This is a genomic window from Nocardia sp. NBC_01377, assembly GCF_045040005.1.
GTDB lineage: Bacteria > Actinomycetota > Actinomycetes > Mycobacteriales > Mycobacteriaceae > Nocardia > Nocardia noduli.
Genome location: NZ_CP109566.1, coordinates 6,919,822 through 6,937,771, shown reverse-complemented (window position 1 = coordinate 6,937,771; position 17,950 = coordinate 6,919,822). Strand labels below are relative to the sequence as shown.

The 17,950-nt window shown below is 67.9% G+C and carries 15 protein-coding genes; 9 read left to right on the top strand and 6 right to left on the bottom strand.

Going from position 1 to position 17,950, the window contains the following annotated elements; translation table 11 throughout:
* The first annotated feature begins 326 nt into the window (after positions 1–326).
* Entirely contained in the window at positions 327–1,094 is a 768-nt protein-coding gene (locus OG225_RS32005; RefSeq protein WP_405183436.1) for an adenylate/guanylate cyclase domain-containing protein, read from the top strand.
* A 3-nt stretch (positions 1,095–1,097) separates the two neighbouring features.
* Here OG225_RS32005 and OG225_RS32000 read toward each other — a convergent pair whose 3' ends face one another.
* Positions 1,098–1,253: a hypothetical protein gene (locus tag OG225_RS32000; RefSeq protein ID WP_405178580.1), complete on the bottom strand. Its 156-nt coding sequence runs from the start codon at positions 1,251–1,253 to the stop codon at positions 1,098–1,100.
* 201 nt (positions 1,254–1,454) lie between these two features.
* On the opposite strand from OG225_RS32000, the gene OG225_RS31995 reads away from it, so the two are divergent.
* The 7 genes from OG225_RS31995 to OG225_RS31965 all read left to right on the top strand — a co-directional run bounded on the left by OG225_RS31995 (position 1,455) and on the right by OG225_RS31965 (position 10,710).
* Positions 1,455–3,170: an acyclic terpene utilization AtuA family protein gene (locus OG225_RS31995; protein WP_405178579.1), complete on the top strand. Its 1,716-nt coding sequence runs from the start codon at positions 1,455–1,457 to the stop codon at positions 3,168–3,170.
* Between the two features lie 52 nt (positions 3,171–3,222).
* Positions 3,223–4,371, top strand: a complete 1,149-nt coding sequence (locus OG225_RS31990) for an acyl-CoA dehydrogenase family protein (protein ID WP_405183435.1) — start codon at positions 3,223–3,225, stop codon at positions 4,369–4,371.
* A complete protein-coding gene (locus OG225_RS31985) occupies positions 4,368–5,966 on the top strand; it encodes an acyl-CoA carboxylase subunit beta (protein ID WP_405178578.1) in 1,599 nt (532 codons plus the stop codon). The genes OG225_RS31990 and OG225_RS31985 overlap by 4 nt, the downstream gene beginning before the upstream one ends.
* Positions 5,967–5,974: 8 nt before the next feature.
* The gene (locus tag OG225_RS31980) at positions 5,975–8,041 is read left to right on the top strand and encodes an acetyl/propionyl/methylcrotonyl-CoA carboxylase subunit alpha (RefSeq protein ID WP_405178577.1); all 2,067 of its coding nucleotides are present in this window, start codon (positions 5,975–5,977) and stop codon (positions 8,039–8,041) included.
* 3 nt (positions 8,042–8,044) lie between these two features.
* Complete coding sequence (locus OG225_RS31975; protein WP_405178576.1) at positions 8,045–9,205, top strand: acyl-CoA dehydrogenase family protein; 1,161 nt, start codon at positions 8,045–8,047, stop codon at positions 9,203–9,205.
* Between the two features lie 103 nt (positions 9,206–9,308).
* Complete coding sequence (locus OG225_RS31970; RefSeq protein WP_405178575.1) at positions 9,309–10,091, top strand: enoyl-CoA hydratase family protein; 783 nt, start codon at positions 9,309–9,311, stop codon at positions 10,089–10,091.
* A 4-nt stretch (positions 10,092–10,095) separates the two neighbouring features.
* Positions 10,096–10,710 (top strand): TetR/AcrR family transcriptional regulator, encoded by a 615-nt coding sequence (locus OG225_RS31965; protein WP_405178574.1) that lies wholly within the window; start codon positions 10,096–10,098, stop codon positions 10,708–10,710.
* Between the two features lie 3 nt (positions 10,711–10,713).
* Here the strand turns inward: OG225_RS31965 and OG225_RS31960 are convergent, their stop codons facing one another.
* The 4 genes from OG225_RS31960 to OG225_RS31945 all read right to left on the bottom strand — a co-directional run bounded on the left by OG225_RS31960 (position 10,714) and on the right by OG225_RS31945 (position 16,124).
* A complete protein-coding gene (locus OG225_RS31960; protein ID WP_405178573.1) occupies positions 10,714–11,739 on the bottom strand; it encodes a hypothetical protein in 1,026 nt (341 codons plus the stop codon).
* Positions 11,740–11,901: 162 nt separating this feature from the next.
* Positions 11,902–14,118: a glycosyltransferase family 39 protein gene (locus OG225_RS31955; protein ID WP_405178572.1), complete on the bottom strand. Its 2,217-nt coding sequence runs from the start codon at positions 14,116–14,118 to the stop codon at positions 11,902–11,904.
* Positions 14,115–15,401, bottom strand: coding sequence for a glycosyltransferase (locus OG225_RS31950; RefSeq protein ID WP_405178571.1), 1,287 nt, complete (start codon positions 15,399–15,401; stop codon positions 14,115–14,117). The genes OG225_RS31955 and OG225_RS31950 overlap by 4 nt, the downstream gene beginning before the upstream one ends.
* A 78-nt stretch (positions 15,402–15,479) precedes the next feature.
* Positions 15,480–16,124, bottom strand: coding sequence for an SAM-dependent methyltransferase (locus OG225_RS31945; protein ID WP_405178570.1), 645 nt, complete (start codon positions 16,122–16,124; stop codon positions 15,480–15,482).
* A 155-nt stretch (positions 16,125–16,279) separates the two neighbouring features.
* On the opposite strand from OG225_RS31945, the gene OG225_RS31940 reads away from it, so the two are divergent.
* Positions 16,280–16,999: a TetR/AcrR family transcriptional regulator gene (locus OG225_RS31940; RefSeq protein WP_405178569.1), complete on the top strand. Its 720-nt coding sequence runs from the start codon at positions 16,280–16,282 to the stop codon at positions 16,997–16,999.
* Between the two features lie 30 nt (positions 17,000–17,029).
* Here the strand turns inward: OG225_RS31940 and thiD are convergent, their stop codons facing one another.
* Entirely contained in the window at positions 17,030–17,875 is an 846-nt protein-coding gene (thiD, locus tag OG225_RS31935) for a bifunctional hydroxymethylpyrimidine kinase/phosphomethylpyrimidine kinase (RefSeq protein WP_405178568.1), read from the bottom strand.
* Positions 17,876–17,950: the final 75 nt, after the last annotated feature.

Genomic DNA, 17,950 nt, shown 5'->3' with positions numbered 1-17,950 from the left:
TGACTGGCGGTACTGTTAAGTGAGTCGGGTGGCCTGTAGCATCGTGTCAGCAACCTTCACGTTATCCATCGGCGGACCCAACGATGTGCTCGCTCCGTGCGATAGAGAGGTGTCCGGTGGCGATGATCGGTAATCGGCCGACCGACGGTCGGCTGGGCTACGCTCGCTCCGTGAGCGAGACACCTTCCGGCGGTGCGGAGTCCGTGCCGGAGACGGGGGAGCGCGACGAGATCGCGCCCGAGGTAGTGATTCCCTTGACACCTGCCGACGAGATTCCGAATTCCCGCAGGTCGACGCAGAGTTTTCGACGCGCGCAGTTCTCCACGCTGGTGAACGCGGCGAATCAGCGTCCCGATCTGATCGACGCGTTGCGCAAGGCGCGCGAACAACTTCCCGGCGACCCCGCTTTCGGTGACCCGCTGTCGGTTTCGGGTCCGGGCGGGGCGCGCGCGGTGGCCCGTGCGGCGGACCGGATCGTCGGCGATACGCCGAGTGCTGCCCGGGAGATCGGCTTCGGCGCGTTGCAGATCTGGCAGGCGGTACTGGAGAAGGTCGGTCGCGGAAAAGGTAGCGAAGAAATAACTATCATGTTCACCGACCTGGTCGCTTTCTCCAAATGGTCGCTGTCCGCCGGTGACGGGGCGACGCTGGAACTGCTGCGCGGGGTCGCCAAGGCCATCGAGCCGCCGATCGCCGACCGCGGCGGTCACGTCGTGAAGCGGATGGGCGACGGCGTGATGGCGGTATTCGACTCGCCCGACCGCGCGGTCGGTGCGGCGATCCAGGCCAAGCGCAATCTGGAGAAGGTCGAGGTCGGCGGCTACACCCCGAGGATGCGAGTCGGCCTGCACACCGGCTCGCCGCGCGAGATCGGCGGCGATTGGCTCGGGGTGGACGTCACCATCGCGGCCCGGGTGATGGAGGCGGGCGGCAACGGTCACACCATGCTGTCGGAGGCGACCCTGGACGCGCTGCGGCCGGAAACCCTGGCCCAGCTCGGGATGGGGGTCAAACCGTATCGCCGCAGCTTCTTCGCGGCCCCGATGAGCGGGGTGCCGGAGGATCTGCGGATATTCCGGCTGTCGCGCGGCTGAGGCTCAGAGCCACCAGACGATCGCACCGCCCGCCGCGAGTACTCCGCAGACGGCGAGTGCGATGGCGAGCGGGCGCGTGGTCTTCCACAGCGAGTACGCGCCGCTGAGCAGAAAGCCGGACAGTGCGAGCAACAGGATCACGGTGACTTCGCCCGACATGGCGCCCATCTTGCCCGTGCGGGCGCGCGGGCCCGGCACCGGCCTGGAAAAACTGCCGCTGAACTGCGCACCGATTTAACAAGCACGCAAGCTTGATTTTTTCTGTGCCGGATGTGATGCTGGTCATCGGAACGCGAACACCTCCGGCGCGGTAATGCGGCCGCGTGCGGGCGGTTCGCCGCACAGGGAGGCCTCCAGCTCATGAGTATGCTGGCCGCCGATCCGGATGTGATCCGAATCGGCAACTGTTCCGGTTTCTACGGTGATCGGCTCGGTGCGATGCGGGAGATGCTCGAAGGTGGGCAGCTCGATGTGCTCACCGGCGACTACCTCGCCGAACTCACCATGCTCATCCTGGGCCGGGACCGGATGAAGGATCCCGGCCTCGGCTATGCCAAGACCTTCGTCACCCAGATCAAGGATTGCCTCGGTCTCGCGCTGGAACGCGGGGTGCGCATCGTCACCAACGCGGGCGGTCTGAATCCGGCCGGGCTGGCGGAGAAACTGCGCAAGGTGGTCGCCGATCTCGGACTCGACGCGCGGATCGCCTACGTCGAAGGTGACGATCTGCTCGGGCGCACCGACGAACTCGGCCTCGGCGCACCGCTGACGGCCAACGCCTATCTCGGCGCGTGGGGTATCGCGACCTGCCTGGAGTCGGGCGCGGATATCGTGGTCACCGGCCGGGTCACCGACGCCTCCGTCGTCGTCGGACCCGCCGCGGCGCATTTCGGCTGGGGCCGAACCGATTACGACGCGCTCGCGGGCGCGGTGGTGGCGGGACACGTCATCGAATGCGGCACCCAGGCCACCGGCGGCAATTTCGCCTTCTTCACCGAACTCGCCGATCTCGGTCGCCCGGGTTTCCCGATCGCCGAGATCCGCGGGGACGGCAGCAGTGTCGTCACCAAACACGACGGCACCGGCGGCGCGGTCACCGTCGACACCGTCGCGGCGCAGTTGATGTACGAGATCCAGGGCGCGCGCTACGCGGGCCCCGATGTCACCGCGCGGCTCGATACCGTCGCACTCGCCCCGGCGGGGACGGACCGGGTACTGATCAGCGGTGTCACCGGCGAGGCGCCGCCGCCGCGACTGAAGGTCTCGCTCAATACCCTCGGCGGTTTCCGCAATGAGATGGAATTCATCCTGACCGGCCTCGATATCGAGGCGAAAGCGGCACTGGCGCGACGACAGCTGGAATCCTGGCTGCCGGAGCGGCCCGCCGAACTGGAGTGGACCCTCGCCAGGCTGGACCGTCCCGACGCCGAGACCGAGGAACAGGCCAGCGCGCTGTTGCGCTGCGTGGTCCGCGATCCCGACCCGAACAAGGTCGGCCGCGCCTTCTCCGGCGTCGCGGTGGAACTCGCGCTCGCCAGCTATCCGGGATGCAGTTTCACGAGCGTGCCGGGAAACGGCGCGCCGTACGGCGTGTACCGGCCCGGCTATGTGGACGCCGCCGAGGTGCCCCATATCGCGGTGCTGCCCGATGGCAGTCGCGTGGACATCGCGGCGTCCGAGCAGACCCGTGCGCTCCAGGACGTCGAGACCCCGGAGTTGCCGGAACCTTTGCCCGCGAAGGAGTTCCGTCGCGTTCCGCTCGGCACGATCGCGTTGGCGCGCAGCGGCGACAAGGGCGGTGACGCGAATGTCGGCGTCTGGGTGCGCACCGACGAACAGTGGCGCTGGCTGGTACACGCGCTGACCGTCGAGCGGCTGAAAGAGCTTCTGCCCGAGACGCGTTCGCTCACCGTCACCCGGCACGCGCTGCCCAATCTGCGCGCCGTCAATTTCATCATCTCCGGTCTGCTCGGTGCGGGCGTGGCCTATCAGGCCCGTTTCGACCCGCAGGCCAAGGGGCTCGGCGAATGGCTGCGCTCCCGGCATATCGATATCCCTTGGGAGTTACTGCCATGAATCCGATATCGCGAGGCGTTTCGACGCGGACCCGGCGATCGGCCGGCCTGTGGTGAGCCCGTGGAACACCCCCGAACGGCGCGAATTGCGCGCCACGGTCAGGGGTTTCGCGGAGCGGGAAGTGCTGCCCTACCTCGACGACTGGGAGCGCGACGGCGAAATCCCCCGTGACCTGCACAAGAAGGCGGGCGCGCTCGGACTGCTCGGCATCCAGTTCCCCGAGGCGGTCGGAGGTTCCGGCGGCGACGGCATCGACGCCATGATCGTCTGCGAGGAACTGCACCAGGCGGGCGGTTCGGGCGGACTGTTCGCCTCGCTGTTCACCTGCGGTATCGCGGTGCCGCACATCATCGCCACCGGTGACGAGGACCTGATCGAGCGTTTCGCCCGGCCCACGCTCGCCGGGGAGAAGATCGGCTCGCTCGCCATCACCGAACCCGGCGGCGGCTCCGATGTGGGCCACCTGACCACCACGGCGCGCCGCGACGGGGACCACTACATCGTCAACGGCGCGAAGACCTACATCACCTCGGGATGCCGCGCCGATTTCGTCGTCACCGCGGTACGCACCGGCGGGCCGGGTTCGGGCGGGATCTCACTGCTCGTGGTGGAGAAGGGCACGCCCGGATTCACGGTCAGCCGCAAGCTGGACAAAATGGGCTGGCGCGCCTCCGATACCGCCGAATTGTCCTACGTGGACGCGCGGGTGCCGGTGGAGAATCTGGTCGGGCCGGAGAATTCCGGGTTCTTCCAGATCGCGGGCGCTTTCGTCAGCGAACGTGTCGGCCTCGCCGTGCAGGCGTATTCGCAGGCGCAGCGCTGCCTCGATCTGACCCTGGAATGGGTGCGTGCTCGCGAGACCTTCGGCAGGCCGCTGATCAGCAGGCAGTCCGTGCAGAACACGGTCACCGAGATGGCGCGGCGCGTCGATGTGGCCCGGGTGTACACCAGGGATGTGGCCGAGCGCAGCGCCGACGGCGAGACCGATCTGATCGCTGAGGTGTGCTTCGCCAAGAACACGGCGGTCGAAGCGGCGGAATGGGTCGGTAACCAGGCCGTCCAACTCTTCGGCGGACTCGGCTACATGCGCGAATCCGAGGTGGAGCGGCAGTACCGCGATATCCGCATCCTCGGAATCGGCGGGGGCACCACCGAAATCCTCACCGGATTGGCGGCAAAGCGATTGGGGTACCAGTCTTGAGCGCATTGCGTAGCACCCTCGACAGCGCCTCGCCCGAATACGGCGCGGCGGCCGAGGCGATGACGGCCAAACTCACCGAGATCGAGGCGGAATTCGCCAAGGCGATCGCCGGTGGCGGCGCCGACAAACTCGCCAGGCACCGCAAGCGCGGCAAACTCACCGCACGCGAACGCATCGAACTGCTCATCGATGAGGATTCCCCGTTCCTGGAACTGTGCCCGCTCGCGGCTTGGGGCAGTGAATTCCACGTCGGCGCGAGCGTCATCGCGGGAATCGGCATCGTCGAAGGCGTCGAATGCGTCATCGTCGCTCCCGATCCGACCGTGCGCGGCGGCACGTCCAATCCGTGGACGCTGCGAAAGAACCTGCGTATCAACGATATCGCGATGGAGAACCGGCTCCCGGTCATCGGGCTCGTCGAATCCGGCGGCGCGGACCTGCCGACCCAGAAAGAGGTTTTCGTCCCCGGTGGACGGATGTTCCGCGATCTGACCAGGCTGTCGGCGGCGGGTATTCCGACGATCGCGCTGGTCTTCGGCAATTCCACCGCGGGTGGGGCCTACATTCCCGGCATGTCCGATTACACGGTCATGATCAAGGAGCGGTCCAAGGTCTTCCTCGGTGGACCGCCGCTGGTCAAGATGGCGACCGGTGAGGAATCCGACGACGAATCCCTCGGCGGTGCGGAGATGCACGCGCGCGTTTCGGGACTGGCCGATTACCTGGCCGCCGACGAACAGGACGCGATTCGCATCGGCCGTTCGATCGTACGGCGGTTGAACTGGACCAAGAAGGGGCCGAGCCCGCGCGCCGAGGTCATCGAGCCGCTGTTCGACCAGGAAGAACTGCTCGGCATCGTGCCGTCGGATCTGAAGATCCCCTTCGATCCGCGCGAGGTGATCGCCCGCGTTGTCGACGGGTCGGATTTCGACGAGTTCAAACCTCTCTACGGCAGCAGCCTGGTCACCGGATGGGCCGAATTGCACGGCTACCCGGTGGGTATCCTCGCCAACGCGCGCGGCGTGCTGTTCTCCGAGGAGGCGCAGAAGGCCGCGCAATTCATCCAGTTGGCGAATCAGAAGGACACGCCACTGCTGTTCCTGCACAACACCACCGGCTACATGGTCGGCAAGGAATTCGAGCAGAAGGGCATCATCAAACACGGCGCGATGATGATCAACGCGGTCTCCAATTCCACGGTGCCGCATATCTCGCTGCTGATGGGCGCCTCCTACGGCGCGGGGCATTACGGCATGTGCGGTCGGGCCTACGATCCGCGTTTCGTCTTCGCCTGGCCCAGTGCGAAATCCGCCGTGATGGGCGCCGCGCAGCTCGCGGGCGTCGTCTCCATCGTCGGCAGGGCGGCGACCGAGGCCAGGGGTATGCCCTTCGACGAGGAGGCCGACGCCGGGATGCGCGCCATGATCGAGGCGCAGATCGAGGCCGAATCTCTGCCGATGTTCATGTCGGGACGGCTCTACGACGACGGCGTGATCGACCCGCGCGACACCCGAACGGTATTGGGTATGGCCCTGTCGGCCATCCACAATGCCCCGATCGAAGGCGCCGACGGTTTCGGCGTCTTCCGGATGTGAGGCCGACGATGACCGCAGCACACAGCGATTCGGGTGAGATCACCTGCGTCCTGGTCGCCAACCGGGGCGAGATCGCGCGCCGGGTCTTCGCCACCTGTCGTCGCATGGGTCTTGGCGCCGTCGCGGTGTATTCCGACGCCGACGCCGACGCGCCCCATGTCGCCGAGGCCGACGCCGCCGTGCGCCTGCCCGGCAACACCCCCGGTGAGACCTACCTGCGCGGTGACCTGATCATCGAGGCGGCCTTCGCCGCCGGTGCCGACGCCATCCATCCCGGCTACGGATTCCTCTCGGAGAACGCCGAATTCGCCCGTGCCGTGCTGGCGGCGGGGTTGACCTGGATCGGCCCGCCGGTGGAGGCCATCGAGCAGATGGGTTCCAAGGTCGCGTCCAAGAAGATGATGGACGCGGCGGGCGTGCCGGTGCTGTCCGAACTGGATCCGTCCGAGGTCACCGAGGCGCAGTTGCCGGTACTGATCAAAGCGTCGGCGGGCGGCGGCGGACGCGGTATGCGCGTGGTACGTGCCCTCGCCGATCTGGCACCGCAGATCGGGGCGGCGCGGCGCGAGGCCGAATCGGCCTTCGGTGATCCGACGGTGTTCTGCGAGCGGTACCTGGAGACCGGCAGGCATATCGAAGTCCAGGTCGTGGCCGATACGCACGGTGTCATCCTGGCGGTGGGCGAGCGGGAATGCTCGATCCAGCGCCGTCATCAGAAGGTCGTCGAGGAAGCGCCGTCGCCGCTGGTCGAACGGGTCGACGGGATGCGGGAGCGACTGTTCGAGGCGGCGCGGCTGGCCGCGAGAGCCATCGGCTACACCGGCGCGGGCACCGTGGAATTCCTGGCAGACGAGGCGGGAGATTTCTTCTTCCTCGAGATGAACACCCGGCTACAGGTGGAACACCCGGTCACCGAATGCACCACCGGCACCGATCTGGTGCGCTGGCAGCTCGAGGTAGCCGCCGGTGGCGCGCTGCCCGTCGAAGCGCCTGCGCCTCGCGGACATTCGATAGAGGTCCGGCTCTACGCCGAGGATCCGGCGACGGAGTGGCAGCCGCAGAGCGGGACCCTGCGTCGCATCGAAATCCCACAGGTCGACACCGAATTCGGGCTGCTGGAGAAGCCGGGCGTCCGGCTGGACAGCGGTGTCGTCGACGGTTCGGTGGTCGGTGTGCACTACGACCCGATGCTGGCCAAGGTCATCTCCTACGGCGAAACCCGTTCCGAGGCAGCGCGACTGCTCGCGACCGCGCTGCGAGGCGCCCAGATCCACGGCCTGGTGACCAACCGCGATCTGCTCGTCCGGGTACTGCGGCACCCGGCCTTCCTCGCCGGAGATACCGACACCGCGTTCTTCACCACCCACGGACTGGACGCGCTCGCGGCCCCGCTGGTGTCGGAGACCGACGAGGCACTGTCGATCGTGGCGGCCGCGCTCGCCGAGGCCGCCGCCAATCGCAGCACCGCACGGGCGGTCGGCGGTCTGCCCAGCGGTTGGCGCAATCTGCCCGCGCAGTCGCAGCGCAAGTCCTACGAGACGCGCGGCGGTGCGATCCACGAGGTGGGCTACCGCTTCGATCGTGGCGGTGCCGTCACGGTGGGCGGCCACGACGGCCTGGTACTGATCGAGGCGACACCGGAGCGGGTGGTGCTGTCGGTTCCGGGCGAACGCGGCCCGGTACGCAGGCAATTCACCATCGCGCGTTACGACGATCTGGTGTGCGTCGATTCCGCGCTGGGACCGGTCGCCGTGCGCAGGCTGCCGCGCTTCAGCGATCCGTCGGACCAGGTGGCCACCGGCTCGCTGCTCGCTCCGATGCCGGGCAGTGTCATCAGGATCGGCGCGGAGGTCGGCAGCACGGTCACGCGGGGGCAGCCGATCCTGTGGCTGGAGGCGATGAAGATGGAGCACACCATCGCCGCGCCCGCCGCGGGTGTGCTGAGCGCACTCAATGTCAGCGTCGGCCAGCAGGTCGACATCGGGACCGTCCTCGCGGTCGTCGACCCCGAAGCGGCGTCCGCGAACGCCGAATCGATCACCGCGGTATCGACCACCGCGATTCAGGAGAACTGAGCAATGAGTTTCATCGAATCCGAAGAGCGCACAGCACTGCGGTCGGCGGTGGCCGCCCTCGCCGCGAAATACAACTACCGCGATTACGTGCTGCCGAAAGCGCGCAAGAACGAACCGCTGGACGAATTGTGGTACGAGGCGGGCAAACTCGGCTTCCTCGGGGTCAACCTCCCGGAGGAATTCGGCGGCGGCGGCGCGGGCATGTACGAACTCGCGCTGGTGATGGAGGAATTGGCGGCCCAGGGCGCGGGTCTGCTGCTGATGGTCGTCTCCCCGGCCATCTGCGGCACCATCATCACCAAGTACGGCACCGACGAGCAGAAACAGCAGTGGCTGCCCAAACTCGCCGACGGCACCGGCAAAATGGTCTTCGGCATCACCGAACCCGACGCCGGATCGAATTCGCACCAGATCACCACCACCGCGCGCCGCGACGGCGCCGACTGGATCCTCAACGGGCGCAAGATCTTCATCTCCGGTGTCGACCAGGCCGAGGCCGTACTCATCGTCTCGCGCACCGAGGATCACAAGACCGGCAAACTCGAGCCGGCGCTGTTCATCGTCCCGACCGACGCCCCCGGATTCACCAAGGTGGCGCAGGAGATGGACATCATCGAACCCGACCACCAGTACAACCTCTTCCTCGACGACGTCCGGCTGCCGTCCACCGCGCTGGTCGGCAAGGAGGACGCCGCGCTGATGCAACTGTTCGCCGGACTCAACCCGGAGCGCATCATGGGCGCGGCCATGGCCGTCGGCATGGGCCGCTACGCGATCGAGCGCGCCGTGGAATACGCCAAGGAGCGCACGGTCTGGAAATCCCCGATCGGGGCGCACCAGGGCATCTCGCATCCGCTGGCACAGGTGAAGATCGAATTGGAACTGGCCAAACTGATGATGCAGAAGGCCGCGGGCCTCTACGACGCGGGCGACGAGATGGGTGCCGCCGAAGCCGCCAACATGGCGAAATACGCGGCGGCCGAGGCGAGTATCAAGGCTCTCGACCAGGCCATCCAGACCCACGGCGGCGCGGGCTTGACCAGGGATTACGGCTTGGCCGCCATGTTGGCCGCCGCCCGCATCGGCAGGATCGCGCCGGTGAGCAGGGAGATGATCCTCAACTTCGTCGCCCAGCATTCGCTCGGTCTGCCCAGGTCGTACTGATGCCGACCGGTCCAGGCGGACAGAACCGCCCCGATCACGCGGGTTCCCGGCGTTCGGTGGCGAGAATGTCCGCGTGGACCGGGCCCCAAGGACGGAGAAATCCATGAGCGACACCACAACGGCCCCGTACGTTCGCTACGAGGTGGGCGACGGCATCGCGACACTCACCCTCGACTCGCCGCACAACCGCAACGCGCTGTCCTCACGCTTGGTCGCCGAGCTGCTCGGCGGTCTCGATGACGCGGCGGCCGACCCGGCGGTGCGCGCCATCGTGCTGGCGCATACCGGCAACACCTTCTGCGCGGGGGCCGATCTGAGCGAGGCGGGCGACGCCGATCCGGCGGTGGCCGCCGACGAACGCACCAGGGCGATGATGGGGGTGCTGCGGCGATTGGTGGAGATCCCGAAACCGGTCGTCGCCCGGATCGACGGCAATGTGCGGGCGGGCGGAATGGGGATCGTCGCGGGCTGCGATCTGGTGGTGGCCGGGCCGGGAAGTTCGTTCGCCCTGACCGAGGTGCGGATCGGGCTGGCGCCTTTCATGATCTCGCTGACCCTGTTGCCGCGACTCGACCAGCGCGCCGCGAGCCGGTACTACCTGACCGGCGAGAAGTTCGACGCGGCCACCGCCCAGAAGATCGGACTCGTCACGGTGACGGCCGCCGATCCGGCCGCCGAGGTGGCCCGGCTGTGCGGTGAGCTGCGAAAAGGCGCGCCGCAGGGGCTCGCCGAGGCCAAGCGGTTGGTGAACGCCGAACTGCTTGCGGGTTTCGACAGTTCGGCCGACGAACTCGCGCGCCGCTCGGCGAGTTTCTTCGGCACCCCCGAGGTGCAGGAGGGCATGATGGCCTTCCTCCAGCGTCGTCCGCCGAACTGGGCAGAATAATCCCATGGCGACACCTCACGAACCCAAGCAGGACCGCAGCCGCGCCACCCGGCAGCGCCTGCTCGAGGCGACGATCGACTGCCTGGCCGAGACCGGCTGGGCGGCGGCCACCGTCGCCGTGGTCGCCGAACGGGCAGGGGTGTCGCGCGGCGCGGCCCAGCACCATTTCCCGACCAGGGAAGAATTGATCACCGCCGCGCTCGAGTACATGTTCGACAGCCGTAACGAACAGGCCAGGGACGAGGCCGCGACGCTGTCGGAACTCGTCGACGGTGTCGCGCGCACCGAAGCGGTGGTGGCCGGGCTGGTCGAGTCCTACACCAGTTCACTGTTCAAGGCGGCCCTCCAGGTGTGGACCCACGCGGCCGCCGATCCGGTCCTGCGGGAGCGGATCGTGCCGCTGGAGGCCAAATTCGGCCGCGCCTCGCATCGGCGCGCGGTGGAGGCGCTCGGCGTCGACGACACCGACCCGGTCGCCCATCACCTGGTGCAGGCCACCCTCGATCTGGCCCGCGGGCTCGGTCTCGCCGATGTGCTCACCGATGACTCGGCGCGCCGCAAGGAGATCGTGCAGCAGTGGTCGGTCACCCTGCACGCGGCACTGAACGCCGCTCGCTGAGCCCTACGCGTCCGGGTCTTTCGAGGGTTCGACGTGGGCGAACCAGCGCGCGGCTTCGGCGTTCGGCAGGACGCGCTCCAGCACGAGTTCGCCCGCCATGGCGGGAAAGTACCGGCCCGCCTGCCAATCGCGCAGGTAGGGTGGAGGATCGAGGACGAGCATCCGGGTGCCGTCGACGACCGGGATATCCGAGGGCGTGCCCTCGTTCCACAACCAGGTTCCGTCGGGGGCGACGAGATTCAGCGAACCCCTGGTGATCACCCGTCCCTCGACGGTGCGGCAGACCGCCGCCGCGGCCGCGGACGGCGCGTCGCCGGGCAGATATCCGCCGCCGATGAGGACATCCGCGAGCAGGGTGTGCAGCTGGAAATTGTCGCCGATACCGGTCATGCGCACCAGGTATCCCGAGCCGGTCTCCCGGTGCAGCACCACCACCGGTTCGTCGTCGAGGACGAGCAGCGCGTAGGCGAGATCTTTGCGCCAGTCGCCGCACAGTTTGGCGTACGCCTCGTGCCTGCGCGTCAGCGATTCCCTGGTGGTCCGAGTCAGGCCGCGCCGCACGGCCTCTCGCTGCATCAACGTCAGTGACGCGCGGATCCAGTGGTCGAGTGTCCACCACGACAGCGTCGCCTGGACACCGGCGCCGTCGTAGAAATCCGTCGGCTCGACACTCGCCGGGTCCGGCAGTTCGCCGCCCTCCGCGGCGGCCCAGTACTCGGCGAATTCTCGTGCCTCGTCCAGGGCTTCGGCGAGATTGGCCAGCACCGGCGGCGCGCAGGCGACCGCGTCCGCACCGCGTTCCACGCACGCGCCGACCATCACCGCGATATGCGCGCGCAGATCGTGCGGCACCGCGCCGAGCAGCGCGGCCAGCTGTGGCCCGGCCGCTCGGGCCTCGGCCTGGGACACGGTCCGGAAGGCGTCGAGCAGCTCTCGGTGCGCCGATCGCACGGCGTCCTCGTCGACGGCACGAACCGCGCGTTCGAACGCCACGACAGCGTTCGGGAATCCGCCAATGCCCAGGTTCATGCGGAGCACCGTAACGATCACCGTGACCCTTGTCGAGCCCCCCGCGCCGGGGTGACCCGAACGTGTCGCAGCCCGATGACGTGCGCATTCGCTCCGGAACAGGGTGCCGCGCACGCGCACGCCGACGCGCACCGGCCGAGAGTGCCGGTGCGCGTCGATGTTTCAGTGCGCGGTCAGGTCGTAGAGGGTGACGCCGTCCACCACCGTCGCGGTGAAATTCTGCTCGACCCAGGCGGTGATCGCCGCGCTACCGGATTCCGAACCGCCGGGACCTCCCCGGCCGCCGCCGATGAAATAGTGGATCTTGCCCTCGGCGACGTACCGCTGGAATTGTTCGAGCGTCGGCGAGGGATCGCTACCGTTGAACCCGCCGACCGGCATCACCGGCAATTCGGTCGCCAACTGATATCCGGCGGCACTGTTGGAACCGATCGCCGCGGCCACCCAGGTGTACTTGTCACCGTCGCTCTCCAACAGCGCGACCACCTGCGCGCCGGGGGTACTCGAGCCGAGCAGTCCGCCCATACCGCCCGGTCCGCCCTGGTTCGTCTCGCTGGATTGCGCCGCGCCCAAAGTGCCGTCAGTAGCGGGAGCGTTGTTGCTGCCGGACGCGCCGTCACCACCCGGCACTGTCCCCGTTCCGCCGTTCGCGCCCGGACCGGTGCCTGCACCTGGATCGTTCGTGCCGGGACCGATGCCTGCACCTGGATCGTTCGTGCCGGGACCGGTGCCCGCACCTGGACCATTTGTGCCGGGAACAGTGCCCGCATCCGAACGGCTCGTCCCCGGAACCGATCCGTTGCGCCCACCCGCCCGGTTCTGACCGTCGGCACCCGGCCGCGTCTCACCCATCGCCCCGTTCATTCTGGAACGACCTTCACCACCCATCGGCCCACGACCGTGCATCCCTGCGACATTCGGACCGGCGGTCGGCATCGACCCCTGATGCGCGGTCGCGATGGTATCGACGCTGTAGGCGACCGGCCCGGCCAGCCCGACCAGGACCGCGGCCAGCGCCGTGACCAGTCCGACCTTCCTCGGCGTCGGCAACAGCATCGCGACGGTGGTCACGATTCCGCCGACGAGCACCGTCCAGCGCAACCACGGAACGAAATTCGTACTGCGCGACAACAGCATCCACGCCGTCGCCGTCGTCACCGCGACCATCGCGGCCGGCGCGACGCGCACCAAACGGCGGTCGCGTTCACGCCACAGCGCAACGGCGCTCGCCCCGACCAGCGCGGCGACCGCCGGTGCGAGAGCGACGGTGTAGTACGCGTGGAAGATGCCGGCCATGAAGCTGAACACCAGTCCGGTGACCAGCAGCCAGCCACCCCACAGGATCAGGGCCGCGCGTCGCGGATCGGTGCGCGAGGCCCTACCGCGCAACAGGATTCCCGCGACGAGACCGATCAGCGCGGCCGGGATCAACCAGGCGATCTGACCGCCCTGCGCGGGTTCGAACAATCGGGTGATGCCGGTACTTCCCCACATCCCGTTACCGCCGAACGGCAGTTCGCCGCCGGGGCCGACGCTGCCGGTCTCCTCGCCGTTGAGCCGTCCGAGCCCGTTGTATCCGAGGGTGAGTTCCAGGATCGAATTATGCTGCGAGCCACCGATCCACGGCCGTGAGTCGGCGGGCCACAGCTCGACCGCGAGCAGCCACCAGCCCGCCGCGACGATCATCGCCGCGCCCGCGGCGAACAGTTGCGCGACGCGCTTTCCGAGCGCGGGCGGTCCGGCGACGAGGTAGGTCAGCGCCAGCGCGGGGACGACGAGCAGGACCTGCAATTGTTTGGTGAGGAAGCCGAAACCGATGAAAGCGCCGGTGAGTACCAGCCAACGGGTCCGGCCGTCCTCGACGGCGCGTGTCATTGCCCAGGCCGCGGCCACCATGAGGAATACCAGCAGCGCGTCCGGATTGTTGAACCGGAACATCAGCGCCGCGACCGGTGTCGCGGCCAGCGCCGACCCGGCCAGCAGACCGGCGGCGGACCCGAACGGCCTGCGTACGGTCGCCCACACGAGTGCGACCGAGCCGACCCCGAGCAGTACCTCGGGGACGAGAATGCTCCAGCTGTTGAGCCCGAAGACTCGCACGGACAGTTCCATCAACCACAGCGACGCCGGCGGTTTGTCGACGGTGATGGAGTTGGCGGCATCGGAGGAGCCGAAGAAGAACGCCTCCCATGATTTCGAACCCGCCTGTACCGCAGCGGAATAGAAGGAGTTGGCCCAGCCATTGGCGCTCAGGTCGATGAGATAGGCGATCGCGGTGCCCAGCAGAAGTGCGGCCAATGCCGGGTATTCCCAGCGGATCACCCGGCGTGCGGGAGGGGTCGGGGTGGCGAGGGGTTTCGCGGCTGTCAGCGTGGTCATCGGCTGCTCACCCCCTTCTGGAATTCAGGTCCGGCGAATGCGGGTGAGGGTTCGGGTGCGTCGGTCGGTCCGCTGTCGCGAAAAACCCACCGCAGCCCGAGGAATCGCGACAGTGTGGCGACGAGATTCGCCAGCACCAGCACGCACAGTTCGAGATGCACGGAGGCATCCGGCGCCCAGTGGTGCAGCGAGAACAGCGAGCCGCTTGTGACCGCGAGCCCGAAGGCGAAGATGAGCAGGCCCTGGAACTGTTGTGCCACAGCGCCGTTCGTGTCACGCACACCGAAGGTGAAGGCGCGGTTGGCGGCGGTATTGCCGATCGCGGTCACCAGCAGCGCGAGGAAATTCGCGACCTGAGGGCCCGTGAAGGGCTGGGCCGCCAGATACAGCAGGGCGTAGGCGAGCGTGGAGACGACGCCGACGATGGCGAAGCGCACCACCTGTCCGACCATGCCGAGCGGCACACCCGGCACCAGTGGCTCCCGGCCGACCGACCGGCGCAATTCCTCCAGCGGCAGTGCGCCGGTGGTGAGTCCGCGCCCCAACCGCCACACTCCGAGCAGATCCTTGCGCGCGGTGTCGACGATGTCGACGGTGCTGTCGGGATCATCGATCCAGTCGACGGGCACTTCGTGGATGCGCAGCCCGGACCGTTCGGCGAGCACGAGCAGTTCGGTGTCGAAGAACCATTCCCCGTCCTGCACCAGAGGCAGCAGTCGTCGCGCGATATCGGTGCGCATCGCCTTGAATCCGCACTGCGCGTCGGAGAATCGCGCGCGCAGCGAGGCACGAAGGATCAGGTTGTAGCAGCGCGAGATGAATTCGCGTTTCGGTCCGCGCACCACCCGCGAGTTCGCGGCGAGCCTGGTGCCTATCGCCACATCCGAATGGCCGGAGATCAGCGGGGCCACCAGCGGGAGCAACGCGTTCAGGTCGGTGGACAGATCCACGTCCATGTAGGCGACGACCATGGCGTCGGACTGCTCCCAGACCGTCCGCAGCGCCCGGCCGCGGCCCTTGGCGTCCAGATGCACCACCCGCACGCCGTCGAGTTCGTCTTCGAGCAGCCGCGCCACCTGCATGGTGTCGTCGGTACTCGCGTTATCGGCGATGGTGATCCTGGCGGGGAAGGGGAATCCGCTGTTCAGGTAGGCGTGCAGTCGGCGCACGCAGACGCCGAGATCGGTTCCTTCGTTGTAGACGGGGATCACGACGTCGAGCACGGGCGTGATCACCGCTCCGGTTGGTTCCGCCCGGTGCGCGGCGGTCGCGGTTTCGGTCATGAGACCACCTTCGACAGCCGCGCTGCCGTCACGCTGGGGCCCGGCTGTGAGGTTGCTGGGACACCGAATTCGTGGGCTTCAGGCTGTGCGGCGTACCCGCAGCACGGTGTCGGTGCGCACGCCCGCCTGGCCCTCCGGGCCGATCATCTCCCGTTCGACCTCGTCGGAGGTCTCGACCTGCCATTGGCCCGGGGCGAGTGCGAGTCCGTCGAGGATCTCGTCGCGGGTGGGGAAATGCACGTCGACGTGGGCGTGTTCGACGAAACTCGCCCAACCGGCATGGCTGCCGATCACCAGCGACCCGCCGGGAGCCACCGCCTCGGTCGCCCGGCGCAACGTCCGCGTCCGCTCGTCGTGCTGCTCGACGGGGGAATGGAAGAACTGGGCGCTCACCAGGTCGAATTGTCCTTCGGGAAAGGTATCCGACAGGTCGTGCTCGGCGAATTCGACGTGGTTCCGCACGCCCGCGCTCTCCGCGTGCGCCGCGGCCCGGCCGAGGGCGGTCGCTGAGATGTCGACGGCGGTCACGTGCCAGCCGCGCTCGGCCAGCCAGATCGCGTCGCCGCCTTCTCCGCAGCCGAGATCGAGTGCGGTCCCCGGTGTGAGTTCGGCGGCCTCGCGGACCAGAAGGGGGTTGGGTTGCCCGGTCCAGACCTGGTCGCGCTCCTGGTAGAAGCTTTCCCAGAATTCCTGCGGGTTGGCGTGCGCGGTGGTGTCGGTCATGACGCCATGGTGGGGTAGAGGCCGGAAACCGGGCCACTTTTCTTGCCGTTTCGGCAAAAGATATCCCGGCACGGCATCAGAGTAACCGCTACGGCGAACCGTTCGCGCGGACCGAATCGATCGAGGTCGACACGCAGGTTGGTACGGTCGCGGGTGTGAGGCAACGCGGCCGGAAATCAGACGAGAAGCCGCGCGTCGACGCGCGTACCGAGCGGTGGCGCGAGCATCGGCTGAAGGTGCGAGACGAATTCGTCGACGCCGCGTTCCGCGCACTCGACACCTTCGGTCCCGAAGTCAGCATGGGCGATATCGCGAAGGAGGCCGGTGCGGCGAAACCCAAGCTGTACCGGCATTTCGAGGACAAGACCGACCTCTACAACGCCATCGCCGACCGGGTCCGCGACATCCTCTGGGAACGCATCACCGCGAGTATCGACCTGACCAACGACACGGCGGGCGACCTGGTCCGCCGCGGGGCCACCGAGTACATGCTCGTTGTCACCGAACATCCCAACGTCTTCCGGTTCATGCTGCACGGCCATTTCGCCCAGCACGCGGACGAATCCGGCCGGGCGCTGCAATCCGCGCGCAGGTCCGCGCGCCGCGCCGCCGAAATGATCGCCGGGCTGGTCGAGGACGGCTCGATCGACGTCGACAGTGTGGAACTCGTCAATTACTCGATATTCGGGGCGGTCGCCTCGGCCACCGACTGGTGGCTCGGCGCCAACCGGCTGCGCGCCGACACCATGCCCATCGAGAAGTTCGTCGCCTACCTGGCGGAGATGATCTCCGCGCTCGCGCAATCCAACGCCCGCCTCAACGGCATCTCCATCGACGCCGATCGACCGCTGCACCTCGCGTTCGAGAACGATTGAGTCCCGTCCCGAGCTGAACACCCCGCACGATCAGCTGTGCGTCAGCCGCCACAGCGGGGAGACCGGGCCGTGTCCCGATCCCAGGTCGTAGGAGGCTTCCAGGCAGCGGCGGGTCCACTCCTTGGCGAATTCGACGGCGTCCGGGACCGTGTACCCGTTCGCGAGCGCGCAGGCGATGGCGGCCGCGAGGGTGTCGCCGCCGCCGTGATCGTTGCCGGTGGCGAGACGTGGTGCGGTGTATTCGAGGAAGGTGTCGCCGTCGAAGAGCAGGTCGGTGCTGACATCCGAGGAACGCAGATGCCCGCCTTTGACGATCGACCACTGCGCGCCGAGCGTATGCAGTGATTCGGCGGCGCGGCGGGCGCTCGCGTCGTCGGTGACGTCGATCCCCGTGATGAGCCGGACCTCGTCGAGATTGGGAGTCACCACGGTCGCGAGCGGAATCAGCGTGTGGCGCACCGCGTCCAGCGCTTCCTCGTGCAACAGCGGATCACCGTGCATCGACGCGGCCACCGGGTCGACGACCAGCGGGATCGACCCGGTGCGCCCGATGCCGACCTCGCGGCAGACCTCGGCGACCGCCTCGATGATGGCCGTCGAGGCCAGCATGCCGGTCTTGGCCGCGCCGACACCGATATCGCCTGCCACCGAGCGCACCTGGTCGGCCACGATCCGGGGCGGGATCTCGTGGAATCCGCTGACACCGACGGAGTTCTGCACCGTCACCGCCGCGACCGCGACCAGCGCGTGCACCCCGCACAGGGCCATGGTGCGGGTGTCGGCCTGAATTCCGGCGCCACCGCCGGAGTCGGTGCCCGCGATCGTCAGGACTCGAACGGGGGTCTGTCCGGCGGCGGGAATCGGCAACAGCTTCACGGCTCGACCCTACGATGCCCGACGCGCGCCCGGGATGCCCGGTTCGCCATTCGATGCCCCGCCGAACAGTTGTTA